The sequence below is a fragment of the Cryobacterium sp. TMT2-18-2 genome (genome assembly GCF_004402245.1).
Taxonomy (GTDB): Bacteria; Actinomycetota; Actinomycetes; order Actinomycetales; family Microbacteriaceae; genus Cryobacterium; species Cryobacterium sandaracinum.
The window spans coordinates 62,906-76,356 of record NZ_SOFU01000042.1 but is presented as its reverse complement, the minus strand read 5'-3'; the positions used below and the strand labels follow the sequence as shown (position 1 = coordinate 76,356).

The window sequence follows — 13,451 nt, the reverse complement described above, 5'->3', positions numbered from 1 at the left end:
TGTTTCCCAAAAATCTCCGCGTTGACGTGACGACGGATGCCCATGACGAGTATGCGCGGCTGGCCCAGCGACGCGACTTGGCGAAGGGGACTCGCCGAACTCGGTGGATCTCGACTAGTTGGATCCGACCGTCACGACGGGAGCGCCGAGGGAGTCTTCGCTCGGCGGCATCTCGGCGGCCATCCGGTTGGCCTCCTCGATCAGGGTCGCGACGATCTCCGACTCCGGCACGGTCTTGATGACCTCGCCGCGCACGAAGATCTGGCCCTTGCCGTTACCCGACGCCACGCCGAGGTCGGCGTCGCGGGCCTCGCCCGGACCGTTCACGACACAACCCATCACGGCAACCCGGAGCGGCACGGTCATGCCCTCGAGGCCGTCGGTGACGTCGTTGGCGAGCTTGTACACGTCGACCTGCGCGCGACCGCAACTCGGGCAGGACACGATCTCCAGCTTGCGCTCGCGCAGGTTCAGTGACTGCAGGATCTGCAGACCCACCTTGATCTCCTCGGCCGGGGGCGCGCTCAGCGACACCCGGATGGTGTCACCGATGCCTTCGCCGAGCAGGATACCAAACGCCGTGGCGCTCTTGATGGTGCCCTGGAACGACGGTCCGGCCTCGGTGACGCCGAGGTGCAGGGGCCAGTCGCCGCGTTCGGCGAGCAGCCGGTAGGCCTTGACCATGATCACCGGGTCGTTGTGCTTGACGGAGATCTTGAAGTCGTGGAAGTCGTGTTCCTCGAACAGGCTGGCTTCCCAGACGGCGCTCTCGACGAGCGCCTCCGGGGTGGCCTTGCCGTACTTCTGCAGCAGGCTCGCCTCGAGCGAGCCGGCGTTGACGCCGATGCGGAGGGAGACGCCGGCTGCTTTGGCCGCGGCGGCGATCTTGCCGACCTGGTCGTCGAACTTGCGAATGTTTCCCGGGTTGACGCGCACGGCGGCACAGCCGGCGTCGATCGCGGCGAACACGTAGCTCGGCTGGAAGTGGATGTCGGCGATGACCGGGATCTGGCTCTTCATCGCGATGATCGGCAGCACCTCGGCGTCGTCGCGGCTGGGCACGGCGACGCGCACGATGTCGCAGCCGGATGCCGTCAGCTCGGCAATCTGCTGCAGGGTCGCGTTGATGTTCGTGGTCGGCGTCGTCGTCATCGACTGCACGCTCACGCGTGCGTCACCGCCGACGAGTACCTTGCCGACCTTGATCTGACGCGTCTTGCGACGCGGAGCGAGTACTTCAGGTACTTTGGGCATTCCCAGGTTGATTGCAGCCACGGCGACAGCTTACGCGGCGAGACCGGGCGAAATCTGAACGGATGCCGGATGACTCCCGACGGTCGGGGCCACCGCCGGAACGCATTGCCAAACCTTACCGATCGGCCCTCGGCCCGATCGGTCTTCTGAAGGAGATCCGCTATGAACCACAGTGCCGTGAACAGCAGCGACGTCGTCATCCTCGCGGGCTCGCGCACACCGCAGGGGCGGGTGAACGGGCAGCTCGCCGGCCTCACCGCCGTGCAGCTGGGGACCGCTGCCATCACTGGTGCGCTCGCCCGCGCCGGCGTGACACCCGACCAGGTGCAGTTCGTGCTGATGGGCCAGGTCCTGCAGGCCGGCTCCGGCCAGAACCCGGCCCGGCAGAGCGCGATCGGCGCCGGCATCCCGTGGAACGTTCCGGCGATGACTCTGAACAAGGTGTGCCTCTCGGGGTTGGCCGCCGTGATCGACGCGGCCCGGATCATCCGTCTCGGTGAAGCGGATGTCGTCGTGGCCGGCGGCCAGGAATCGATGTCGAACGCCCCGCACCTGCTGCCCGGCTCGCGCACGGGCTGGGCCTACGGCAGCGTCACCATGCTTGACCACGCCGCCAGCGACGGGCTGACGGATGCTTTCGACGGCCTCTCGATGGGCCTCTCCACCGAGCATGTCAACGGGCGGCTCGGCCTGCTTCGGGCGGACCAGGATGCCATCGCGGCCGCCTCGCACCAGCGCGCCGCCGCCGCCGCCGCGAACGGCGTCTTCGACGACGAGATCACCCCGATCAGCGTTCCGCAGCGGAAGGGCGAGCCGCTTCTGGTCACCACGGACGAGGGTGTGCGCGGCGACAGCACCACGCAGACGCTGGGCCGGCTGCGCCCGGCCTTCAGCGAGGACGGCACCGTCACGGCCGGCAACTCGTCGCCGCTGAGCGACGGTGCCAGCGCCCTCGTGCTGTGCAGCCGCCGCTTCGCCGACGACAATGAGCTCAGCTGGCTGGCGGTGGTGGAGTCCTCCGGCCAGGTCGCCGGACCCGACAACTCGCTGCACTCACAGCCGGCGAACGCGATCCACCGCGCGTTGGAGCGCCAGGGCTGGGCGGCCGACGAGCTCGACCTGGTCGAGATCAACGAGGCCTTCGCCGCGGTGTCGCTCGAATCGACCCGGGAGCTCGGCCTCTCCCCCGAGCAGGTCAACATCCACGGCGGCGCGATCGCCCTCGGGCATCCGATCGGGGCCTCGGGCGGCCGCCTCGCGCTGCATGCGGCGCTCGAGCTGGCCCGGCGGGGCACCGGCAAGGCCGCCGTCGCCCTCTGCGGCGGCGGCGGCCAGGGTGAGGCGCTGCTGCTCTCGCGCTAACGCCCGTACCGGACGCCGCTCGCAGACGCCGAGAGTCGCCGTTTCTGCCCAGTTGACCTGGCGGAACGGCGACTCTCGGCATTTTCGGTGAATCTCGCCGGGCAGAGCCGCTGAGAGCTGCGCCGGGACGCGCCGCGGGTCAGCCGAAGATGTTGATCGGTTTGACGATGTCGGCGTAGATCAGCAGCAGGCTCATGGCACCGAGCACCACCACGACGGCGAAGGTGAGCGGCATCAGTTTCGCCGTGTCGACGGGGCCCGGGTCGGGGCGTCTGAACAGCTTGGCGAGCTGACGCCGCAACCCTTCCCAGAGCGCGCCGGCGACGTGTCCGCCGTCGAGCGGCATCAGCGGCACCAGGTTGAACACGAACAGGGCCACGTTGAGTGAGGCCAGGAGCCCCAGCATGCTCGCGATTTTGCTGTTCACCGGGATGGCGTCGATGCTGGCGATCTCGCCGGCGACGCGGCCGACCCCGACCACACTGATCGGGCCGTTGGGGTCGCGCTCCCCCGGTCCGAAGGCCGCGTTGGCGATATCGATCATGCGCTGCGGCAGGTTCGCGATCATGTGCACGACCGCGCCGATGTTCTCGCCCACCGCGGGCAGCACTGCGGTCGCCGGCTGCGGCACGAGCTCGCCAGCCGGGCCGATTCCGACGAAGCCGATCTCCTGGGTCCTCGGCTCGCCGGCGGCATCCTCTTCGATCTCGCCGTCGGCATCGCTCACGTAGCGTTCGGTGAGTTTCGGGGTGATGGTCAGGGTCTGCTGGGTGCCGTTGCGCTCGACGACGGTGGCAAGCGGGATGCCCGGCGACTCGCGAATGATCTCGGTGGACTGGTCCCAGCTGTCGATCGGGGTGCCGTTCATGCTGACCAGGCGGTCGCCCGGCTGCAGGCCGGCCTCGGCGCCGGGCGCCTTCTCGTCGGTCGGTTCGCAGGTCTGCCGGACGCTCGTGGCCGGCAGCACGCACTCGGACACGCTGCCGACGGTCGTGCTGACCTGGGCCGTTCCGAAGCCCATCAGGAGCACGGCGAAGAGCACGACCGCGATGAGGAGATTCATCGTGGGCCCGCCGAGCATGATGATGACACGCTTGAAGACGGGCAGGCGGTAGAACGCGCGGTGCTCCTCGCCCTCACCGACGGTGTCGGCGCTGGACTGGCGGGCGTCGTCGACCATGGTGGCCATGGCGCTGGGCTTCTTTTCCGGTTCGCCCTCCTGTACCAGCTGGTTGAAGAAGCCAGTGCTGGATGCCTGCACTCGGCCGCCCTTTTGGGCCGGCGGGAACATGCCGATCATGGCGATGTAGCCACCGAGCGGGATGGCCTTCACGCCGTACTCGGTCTCGCCCTTGCGACGGGACCATAAAGTGGGGCCGAAACCGATCATGTACTGGGTGACCTTGACGCCGAAAAGCTTGGCGGGAAGCAGGTGGCCGATCTCGTGCAGGCCGATGGACAGGGCAAGGCCGACCACGACGATCAGAACGCCCAGAATATACAGCAGCACGGTTTCCACAGTCGTAGATTACCCACTCCACCCTGCGAGGGCGCTGGCCGTTCGTCCTGCAAGGTGTGGTTTGCTTGACTTCACGGATCCACGAGGAGGTCCCCTCTGTCCAAGCCACACACCGTCGGTCCCATCGGCATCAGCCTGGCCGACCGTTTTCGTATCGACGCTCTGCTCGGAACGGGCGGGATGGCATCCGTCTACCGGGCCACCGACCTCTTTCTGGGGCGTACTGTCGCCGTGAAGCTGTTCCGTCTCGACACGGCCGACGACGCCGGGCCCGAGCGCCAGAGCGGCGAGGTCACGGTGCTCGCGAGCCTCAACCACTTCGCCCTGGTCACCCTGTTCGACGCCGGCACGGCCGTAATCGACGGCGTCTCGCGCACCTACATCGTGATGGAGCTCGTGGACGGCACGGACCTGCGCAGCAAGATCGCCGATGGGCCCCTGCACCCCGACGAGGTGGCAGCCATGGGCGCCGACCTCGCGGAGGCGCTGCACTACGTGCACGCGCAGGGCATCATCCATCGCGACATCAAGCCCGCGAACGTGCTGCTCGCACCGTCGGGATTCCCCGGCCGTGCCATGCATGCCAAACTCGCCGACTTCGGCATTGCCCGTCTCTTCGACGCGACCCGCCTCACGGCGACCGGGTCTCTGCTCGGCACGGCCGGCTACCTCAGCCCCGAACAGGCACTCGGCAGCACCATCGGCCCGCCCAGCGACGTGTACTCGCTCGGACTCGTGTTGCTTGAATGCCTCACCGGCGAGCGCGCCTTCACCGGAACGGCGATCGAATCGGCAATGGCCAGGCTGCAGCGGCAGCCGCACATTCCGGCCGATCTCGGCCAGAGCTGGGCCACCGTTCTGGGCGGCATGACCATCCGCGAGCCGGCCGACCGGCTCAGCGCGGGCGACGCAGCCGTGCAGCTGCGACGCCTGGTCAGCGGGGGAAATACCGACGCTGGAACCGCAGTCACCGTGGCAATGGGGGCTCCGGGGGCCACCGAGCTATTGGAGCCCACCGCCGTCCTGGGCGCCACCGAAACCCTCCAGCCCACCGCGGTACTCAGGTCCGCGACCCTCGATCCGACTGCGGTTCTGGCCGCCACGAGAGTCATCGCCGCCCCGAAACCCGTCGCGGATGCCCCCACCGAGTTTCTGACGCCGGCCGGCGCTCCGGCCCGCTCACCGGGCAGCGCCCGTGCCACCACCACCGCTCCCGCATGGCGCCGTCCCCGAGTGCTCGCCGCGCTGGGAGTGCTGGCCGCACTCATCGTGCTCGCCGTGGTGGTCTTCACCCCCCGGGGGGCCGAACCGGCCACGCCCGCCGCCACCTACCCGGCCGTTGACGGTTCCCTCGGCACCAATCTGAAGCGACTCCAGGAAAGCGTGACGCCATGATGCCTCGAGACCGCCTGACCCTCGCGCTGGCCGCGGTCACGCTCGTCGCGTCCACCCTGACCGGGTGCGGGAGCACGCCTCCCGACCTGCAGCAGAGCACCGCCACCCAGTTGCAGGCCGGTGTGCAGGACGTGACAGCGGCCGCCGCGGCCGGCGACTTCGACGCCGCCCAGGTTTCGCTCGAAGCCGTTCAGGCCGACCTGCTCACCGCGGCCGCGGCGGACGAGGTAAGCGCCGCCCGTGCTGCCGACATCCAGTCAGCCCTCAACCTGGTGTTCGCGGACCTGACCGCTGCGATCGAGGCGAGCGAGCCGGAGCCGACCGTGGCCCCGGTTCCAGCCCCGAGCCCGACGTCCGTTGACAACGGCAACGACAAGGACGACGGTAGATGCAAGAAGAAAGACGACGGCTGCGACGACGAGGACTAGCGTCGGCCTCACCTCAGGAGGATTCATGCCCCAGCAGCTGGTTGTCGGCGCAGGCATGGTCGGACGACCGCTCGCCGAGCGTCTGGTGGGTCGAGGCGACCAGGTGACCGTCGGAACCCGCTCCGGCGCGGCGGCACCCGGGGCAGAATCGCTCGTGCTGAACGCGAGCGACGCCCAGACCTTCACCCGGGCGGCGACCGGCATGTCGACGATCTTTCTGTGCATCAACCCGCGGTACACCGACTGGCCCACCCAGTGGCCGCCGGTCATCGACGCGGCGCTGACGGCGGCATCCGTCACCGGCGCCCGCCTGGTGATGATGGGCAATCTTTACCCGTACGGGTCTCCGACCGGGCCGATGACCGAGCATTCGCCGGAAACGACCACCGAGACGAAGGGGCTCGTGCGCAAGGAGCTCTGGCACCGGGCGAAGGACGCGCACGACCGCGGCGAGATTCGGGCCGTCGAGGTGCGGGCGAGCGATTATTTCGGGCCGGGCGTCGTCGGCACTGCGCACCTCGACGACCGGTTCTTCAGAGCCATCCTGGAATCGAAGACCGCCCGGGTCGTGGGCCGGCCCGGGCGCGTACACAGCTGGAGCTTCCTGCCCGACATCGTGACAACCCTCGTGGCCGCCGCCGACTACCGGGGCGAATGGGGCCGGCTCTGGCATGTGCCGAGCACGGCCATCACCCGTGACGACATCGCCGCCCAGCTCAACCGCCGCTACGGCACGCACGGCACGGTGGCGGGCTACCCGCAGTGGCTGCTCAAATCGCTCGGCGCGCTGAACCCGATGATGCACGAGATCTGGGCCTCGAGCTATCAGCTCAGGGTGCCGTACATCATCGATTCCGCCGAAACCGAGCGCGAGCTCGGCGTCGGCAAGACCCCGTGGCCGGATGCCCTCGCCACAACCGCGGACAGTTACCTCAACTCAGGCGACACGGCCTGAACCGCACGGCCGGCTTTCTCAGCGGGCGAGGAGCTTGTCCGCCGCGGCGCGCGCCCACGCCTCGGCGCCGGCGAGCGACTCGCGTGTGAGCGGGCCGTCCTGCTCGTGCCGTTCGACGACACGCTGGATGGTGTCGACGATGTCGAGGAACCCGATGGTGCCGGCGTGGAAAGCCGCAACGGCCTGCTCGTTCGCCGCGTTGAACACCGCGGGGTAGGTGCCGCCGGCACGCCCGACCTGCTTGGCCAGGTCGACGGCCGGGAAGGCAATCGTGTCGAGGGGCTCGAAGGTCCAGTTCTGCGGGATGGTCCAGTCGATCGGCGTGCCGACTGCCGCGACGCGGTTCGGCCAGTCCAGCCCGAGCGAGATCGGCAGACGCATATCCGGCGGGGACGCCTGGGCGATCGTCGATCCGTCGATGAATTCCACCATGGAGTGCACGACGGACTGCGGGTGCACGACCACATCGATGCGCTCGTAGTCCACGTCGAAGAGCAGATGCGCTTCGATCACCTCGAGGCCCTTGTTGACGAGGGTGGAGGAGTTGGTCGTGACGACGAGCCCCATCTGCCAGGTCGGGTGCGCGAGCGCCTCGGCCGGCGTGACGTCGGCGAGCTGCCCGCGTCGTCGGCCACGGAACGGGCCCCCGGATGCCGTCAGCACCAGGCGTCGCACCTCGCCGGCCGTTCCCGAGCGGAGCGCCTGCGCGATGGCGGAGTGCTCGGAGTCGACGGGCACGATCTGCCCCGGCGCCGCCAGCGACTTCACCAGGTCGCCGCCGACGATGAGCGATTCCTTGTTTGCCAGGGCCAGCGTGCGACCGGCTCGCAAGGCGGCGAGGGTCGGCCCGAGGCCCACCGAGCCCGTGATGCCGTTGAGCACCACGTCGGCCTCGACGTCGCGCACGAGCTCTTCGGCCTCGTCCGCGCCGAGCGCCGTGTGCTCGACCTCGAACTCGGCGGCCTGCGCCTCGAGCATCGTCCTGTTGTTGCCGGCGGAGAGCCCGACCACCTCGAACCGGGTGGGGTTGGCCTTGATCACATCAAGGGCCTGGGTTCCGATCGAGCCGGTCGAACCGAGAATTACAACTCGTCTGCGCATCCCACAATTTTAGGTGGCGCCGCCGCCTTTCGTGCCGGGGCGGGCCGTGGCGGTAGGGTCCAAGGATGACCGGTTCCAAAGCAGATTCCCAGGATGCAACTCCCGTCGACCTGTCGGCGGAGGAATCGGAGCCCACGAAGCGCCCCGGATTCGTCTACTTCCTCGGTTACGGCATCATGGCGCCGATCGCCCGGCTGGTCTTCCGCCCCACCATCACCGGCCGGGATAACATCCCGCGCAGCGGCCGTGTCATCCTGGCCAGCAACCACCTGTCGTTCATCGACAGCATCGTGATTCCGCTGGTCGCTCCTCGGCGCGTGCAGTTCCTGGCCAAGTCCACCTACTTCACCGGCACCGGGTTCACGGGTTTCGTCTCGCGCACCTTCTTCACCTCGATCGGAGCGGTCGGGGTCGAACGCGGCGCGGGGCAGGCCGCCCAGGACGCACTCGACGCGGGCCGCAACATCCTCGAATCCGACAGCGCGTTCGCTATCTACCCGGAGGGAACCCGTTCCCTCGACGGCCGCCTGTACAAGGGCCGCACGGGCGTGGCGTGGCTCGCCCTCACCACGGGGGCCGTCGTGGTTCCGGTCGGGCTGATCGGCACACAGGAGATCCAGCCGGTAGGAGCAAAATTCCCGCGGATCCGCAAGGTCACGGTCGCTTTCGGCGAGCCCCTCGACCTCCGCCGCCACGGTTCCGCCGAGTCCGGCAAGGCACGGCGCGGCGCGACCGACGAGATCATGGCCGCGATCCACGCCCTGTCCCGTCAGGAATTGGCCGGCCGGTACAACGAGTCGCCGCCCTCGGGCACCCTGCAAAAGATCGCCGACCGGGTCTTCCCGCGCGAACGCGTCTAGCCGCTTTCGGGCCGGCCGAGCCGAGCATCCGCCGCCCGGAAACACCGCAGAAACGGGCGCGACCTAAGCTGGGGTCATGTCTGACACGTATTCGGTACCCCAGCAGCGCAAGCTCGTCACCGCCCTTCCCGGCCCCAAGTCGGTCGAATTGCAGGAACGCCGCCTGCGCGCGGTTTCCCGCGGTGCGGGCACGCTGGCGAACATCTATATGGATCACGGAGCGGGAGCGATCCTCGTCGACGTCGACGGCAACCAGATCATCGACCTCGGCTGCGGCATCGGCGTGACCACCATCGGTCACGCGAACGACGAGGTGGCCGCGGCCGCCGCGGCGCAGGCCGCCAAGCTCACCCACACCCTGTTCACCGTCACCCCGTACGAGAACTACGTGGCCGTCGCGGAGAAGCTCGCCGAGATCACCCCCGGAGACTTCGAGAAGCGCTCCATCCTGGTGAACACCGGCGCGGAAGCCGTCGAGAACGCCGTGAAGATCGCCCGCAAGTTCACCGGCCGGCGCGCCATCGTCGCGCTCGACCACGCGTTCCACGGCCGCACCAACCTGACCATGGCGATGACCTACCGCCCCTGGCCAGAGCGCGCCGGAATGGGACCGTTCCCCGGCGAGATCTACAGCGTGCCGACCAGCTACCCCTACCGTGACGGCCTGACCGGCGAAGAAGCCGCCGAGAAGACCATCGACTACATCAACACCCACATCGGCGCCACCGAGATCGCGGCATTCTTCATCGAACCGATCCAGGGCGACGGCGGCATCGTCATCCCCGCCCCCGGATTCTTCAAGCGGCTGAGCGAATTCTGCACCGAGCACGGCATCGTCTTCGTCTCCGACGAGATCCAGGCCGGCATCGCCCGCACCGGTGCCTGGTACGGCATCGAGCACCACAATGTGGTGCCGGACCTCGTCACCACCGCCAAGGGCATCGCCGGCGGATTCCCGCTCGCCGCCGTCACCGGTCGCGCCGACATCATGGACTCTGTACAGCCCGGCGGCATCGGCGGAACCTTCGGCGGCAACCCGGTCTCGACCGCGGCCGCCCTCGCCGTCTTCGACCTGATCGAGCGGGACGACCTCCTCGGCGAGGCGCGGCGCGTCGAGAAGGCCCTCTGGGCGCGCATCGGCGACTGGCCGAAGCGGTTCTCCGTCGTGGGCGACGTGCGCGGCAAGGGTGCGATGTTCGGAGTGGAGCTCGTTCACCCGGGCACGACCACTCCGTACCCCGAGGCTCTCACCGCGATCATCAAGCACGCGACCACCAATGGCGTCATCGTGTTGGATGCCGGCAGCTGGGACTCGGTGCTGCGCATCATGCCGTCGGTTGTCATCTCCGAGGCGCTGATCGACGATGCCGCCTCCGTGATCGAGGAAACCCTCGCCGCCCTGTCCGGCCTGTAGTACCGATAGAACCCCGGGTAGGTGGCGGCGAGCGTGCGGCGGAAGCCGTCTGATCGCCGCCGCCGCCGAGAGCACGGCCATCGACCGCACGGTGCGGTGACCGGGTCGGCGTCACACCTCAGTGTCGGCGAGCGCCACCGTCTGCGGCTGGTGCACGACGGGGAAGTTCACGGATGCGCCGATGAAGCAGAGGCCGGCGGCCTCCGCGTGCAGAGACTGCGCGAGTTCGACCTGGCCGGGGTCGGCAACCGTGACGCGCGGTCGCAGGGTCACCTCGGTGAAGTGGCCGCCACCATCCGTCGTTTGAGTCATCGACCCGGTCGCGTCGTCGGTGTAGTCGACGACCTGCACGCCGTGCTTCACGGCGACGTGCAGATAGCTCATCAGGTGGCACTCGCTGAGGGCGGCCAGCAGCAGTTCCTCCGGGTTCCAACGGTCGGCGTCCCCGTGGAAGGTCGGATCGGCCGATGCGCTGATCGGCTCCTTGCCGGGCGCGGTGATCAGGTGATCCCGGCCGTAGTCCCGGTAGCCGCTCGTTCCGGTGCCTCGGTTGCCTGTCCAGGCGATGTTCACGGCGTAGTGGTGGTGTGCACCGATCACGGCGCCTCCTTCGATTTGCGCGGCTCTGCGGGCCGATTCGCGGCCGACAACGGGCCGTATCGCGGCCAGGGAACTGATTGTTGCAGCAATTCGCCGCGCCTTGCGTCGCATCGATCGGTAAACTGGTCAGATTATGACTGACACGCTGACGCCTTCGACCTCCCCGTCCACCCCCGCCGCACCGGTTTACACCGTGCCGCAGGAACGCAAGATCGTAACCGCGATCCCGGGTCCGCGATCGAAGGAACTCCAGCAGCGCAGGCTCGCCGTCGTCTCCGGCGGCGTCGCATCCGCTTTGCCCGTCTACATCGCCAAGGCGAACGGCGCCATCCTCGTCGACGTCGACGGCAACCAGTTCATCGACCTGGGCGCCGGCATCGGCGTGACCACGATCGGCCACACCGAGACCAGCGTGGTCGCGGCCGCCGTCGAACAGACCCAGGACTTCATCCACACCCTCTTCACCATCACGCCCTACGAGGAGTATGTGCGTGTCTGCGAGCTTCTCGCCGAGCACACCCCCGGCTCCTGGCCGAAGAAGTCGGTGCTGATCAACTCGGGCGCCGAGGCCGTCGAGAACGGTGTCAAGATCGCTCGCAAGCACACCGGCCGCCGCGCCGTCGCCGTGCTCGACCACGCCTACCACGGTCGCACGGTGCTGACCATGGCCATGAATTACAAGGCCATGCCCTATGCCACCGGCTACGGCCCCCTCGCCAGCGATGTCTACCACGCCCCCAGCTCCTACCCGTATCACGACGGTCTGAGCGGCGCGGATGCCGCGGCGCGCACGATCGCGTACCTCGAGAAGGTCGTCGGACCCACCGACCTGGCTTGCCTGGTCGTCGAGCCCATCCAGGGTGAGGGTGGCTTCATGGTTCCGGCCGAGGGCTACTTCAACGCCCTGCAGACCTGGTGCACCGCGAACGGCGTCGTCATGATCGCCGACGAGATCCAGAGCGGCATGGCCCGCACCGGCAAGTACTACGCCAGCGAGCACTTCGGCTGGACCCCCGACCTCGTGCTCACCGCCAAGGGCATCGCCGGCGGCATGCCGCTGGCCGCCGTCACCGGCCGCGCCGAGATCATGGATTCCTCGCAGCCCGGCGGCCTCGGCGGAACCTTCGGCGGTAACCCGGTCTCCTGCGCCGCGGCCATCGCGGTCTTCGAGTCGATTGAGCGGGGCGACCTGCTCGCCGAGGGTGTGCGTATCGAGAACACCCTGCGCGCCGGCCTCGGTTCTCTCAAGGAGAAGTACGACATCATCGGCGAGATCCGCGGTCGCGGCGCCATGATCGCCATCGAACTCGTGCAGCCGGGCACCGGTGACACGGAGAAGGCGCCGAACGCCGCCGCCGTGTCCTCCATCGCCGCCTACGCCGCCCAGCACGGCGTGTTGCTGCTCACCGCCGGAACCTTCGGCAATGTGCTGCGCTTCCTCCCGAGCCTGGCCGTGAGTGATGCCCTCCTGAACGATGCCCTCTCGGTCATCGACGACGCCATCGCCGCGCTTTAGGCGCGAGACACACACCGTGACAACGACATTCGAGGTGCCAATCCACGCCGGGCAGACGTTCTTCGTCCCCGATGCGGTCGAACTGGCCGTGGTCGAGCGCAGCGGCTTCATCGAATCGAGGCACGCCGGTAGCGCGGTCGTGCTCACCAGCGAGGGCGCGGTCCTGCGCGCCCTCGGCGATGTGACCACCCCGATCTTCCCGCGGTCGTCGATGAAGCCCTTCCAGGCCATCGCCGTAATGGCCAGCGGGGTCACCCTGCGCGGGGAGGACGCCGCCATCGCGACCGCCAGCCACACCGGAACGCAGCGCCACGCCGACCTCGTGCGCGGGCTCCTCGCCCGCGCCGGCATCTCCGAGACGGCGCTCGCCTGCCCGGCGGCCTGGCCGGACGACTCCCCCACCCGCGACGCCCTGGTGCGACTGGGTGCCGCCAAGGCCCCGATCTACATGAACTGCTCGGGCAAGCACGCCGCGATGCTCGTGGCCTGCCAGCAGAACGGCTGGGCGCTTTCTGGATACTTGGAGCCGGCGCATCCGTTGCAAAAGCGCATTCTCGACGTGGTGGAGCGCTTCACCGGCGAGCGGCCGTCGGCGTCGGGCATCGACGGATGCGGCGCGCCGGTTCACGCGCTGTCTCTCACCGCTCTGGCACGCGGCATCGCCCGCATCGCCACATCCAAGTCAAATTCGCCCTTCGCGATCTACCGCGAGGCCGGCTTCCTGGGCGAGGCAGTACGGCAGAACGGCTGGGTCATCGCCGGACCCGGCATGCCCGACACGGTCGTGATCGACCGCCTCGGACTGTTCGTGAAGACCGGCGCGGAGGGCATCTGCGTCGCCTCCGCCGCCAACGGCACGACGGTCGCCCTCAAGATTCTCGACGGCAGCCTGCGGGCAACCGCCATCGTGGCTTTGCGTCTTCTCGCGGATTCCGGTGCCATCGCACACAGCGACGTCGAGGCCTTGCTGCCCGAGCTGAACCTGGCGGTGCTGGGCGGCGGGCTCCCGGTCGGGGAGATCCGCGCCAGCTACGTGTAGGGCGCGGG

12 protein-coding genes are annotated in these 13,451 nt (G+C 68.6%); 8 read left to right on the top strand and 4 right to left on the bottom strand.

The window, feature by feature from the left end; all coding sequences use genetic code 11:
* Window positions 1-114: 114 nt before the first annotated feature.
* A complete protein-coding gene (gene ispG / locus E3O22_RS15125; RefSeq protein WP_174722072.1) occupies window positions 115-1,275 on the bottom strand; it encodes a flavodoxin-dependent (E)-4-hydroxy-3-methylbut-2-enyl-diphosphate synthase in 1,161 nt (386 codons plus the stop codon).
* A 141-nt stretch (window positions 1,276-1,416) separates the two neighbouring features.
* Here ispG and E3O22_RS15120 point away from each other — a divergent pair, with 141 nt between their 5' ends.
* A complete protein-coding gene (locus E3O22_RS15120) occupies window positions 1,417-2,616 on the top strand; it encodes an acetyl-CoA C-acetyltransferase (RefSeq protein ID WP_134396386.1) in 1,200 nt (399 codons plus the stop codon).
* 139 nt (window positions 2,617-2,755) lie between these two features.
* Here the strand turns inward: E3O22_RS15120 and E3O22_RS15115 are convergent, their stop codons facing one another.
* Window positions 2,756-4,135, bottom strand: coding sequence for an RIP metalloprotease (locus E3O22_RS15115; protein ID WP_198410634.1), 1,380 nt, complete (start codon window positions 4,133-4,135; stop codon window positions 2,756-2,758).
* Window positions 4,136-4,231: 96 nt separating this feature from the next.
* Between E3O22_RS15115 and E3O22_RS15110 the strand changes: the two genes are divergently transcribed.
* From E3O22_RS15110 to E3O22_RS15100, 3 genes are read left to right on the top strand one after another with little or no spacing between them, the layout of a single operon-like run.
* Window positions 4,232-5,530 (top strand): protein kinase, encoded by a 1,299-nt coding sequence (locus tag E3O22_RS15110; protein ID WP_370448476.1) that lies wholly within the window; start codon window positions 4,232-4,234, stop codon window positions 5,528-5,530.
* A complete protein-coding gene (locus tag E3O22_RS15105) occupies window positions 5,527-5,958 on the top strand; it encodes a hypothetical protein (RefSeq protein ID WP_134396389.1) in 432 nt (143 codons plus the stop codon). Before E3O22_RS15110 ends, E3O22_RS15105 begins: the two co-directional genes overlap by 4 nt.
* A 25-nt stretch (window positions 5,959-5,983) precedes the next feature.
* Window positions 5,984-6,913, top strand: a complete 930-nt coding sequence (locus E3O22_RS15100; protein WP_134396391.1) for an NAD-dependent epimerase — start codon at window positions 5,984-5,986, stop codon at window positions 6,911-6,913.
* A gap of 18 nt (window positions 6,914-6,931) precedes the next feature.
* On the opposite strand, the gene dxr is transcribed toward E3O22_RS15100, so the two are convergent.
* A complete protein-coding gene (gene dxr, locus E3O22_RS15095; protein ID WP_134396393.1) occupies window positions 6,932-8,014 on the bottom strand; it encodes a 1-deoxy-D-xylulose-5-phosphate reductoisomerase in 1,083 nt (360 codons plus the stop codon).
* A gap of 65 nt (window positions 8,015-8,079) precedes the next feature.
* Between dxr and E3O22_RS15090 the strand changes: the two genes are divergently transcribed.
* A complete protein-coding gene (locus E3O22_RS15090) occupies window positions 8,080-8,874 on the top strand; it encodes a 1-acyl-sn-glycerol-3-phosphate acyltransferase (RefSeq protein ID WP_134396395.1) in 795 nt (264 codons plus the stop codon).
* A 76-nt stretch (window positions 8,875-8,950) separates the two neighbouring features.
* A complete protein-coding gene (locus tag E3O22_RS15085) occupies window positions 8,951-10,288 on the top strand; it encodes an aminotransferase class III-fold pyridoxal phosphate-dependent enzyme (RefSeq protein WP_134396397.1) in 1,338 nt (445 codons plus the stop codon).
* A gap of 111 nt (window positions 10,289-10,399) precedes the next feature.
* Here the strand turns inward: E3O22_RS15085 and E3O22_RS15080 are convergent, their stop codons facing one another.
* Entirely contained in the window at window positions 10,400-10,885 is a 486-nt protein-coding gene (locus E3O22_RS15080) for an OsmC family protein (protein WP_134396490.1), read from the bottom strand.
* 136 nt (window positions 10,886-11,021) lie between these two features.
* Here E3O22_RS15080 and gabT point away from each other — a divergent pair, with 136 nt between their 5' ends.
* Together gabT and E3O22_RS15070 are read left to right on the top strand one after the other, a co-directional pair.
* Window positions 11,022-12,404, top strand: a complete 1,383-nt coding sequence (gabT, locus tag E3O22_RS15075) for a 4-aminobutyrate--2-oxoglutarate transaminase (protein WP_134396399.1) — start codon at window positions 11,022-11,024, stop codon at window positions 12,402-12,404.
* 16 nt (window positions 12,405-12,420) lie between these two features.
* Window positions 12,421-13,443: an asparaginase gene (locus tag E3O22_RS15070; RefSeq protein WP_241976682.1), complete on the top strand. Its 1,023-nt coding sequence runs from the start codon at window positions 12,421-12,423 to the stop codon at window positions 13,441-13,443.
* Window positions 13,444-13,451: the final 8 nt, after the last annotated feature.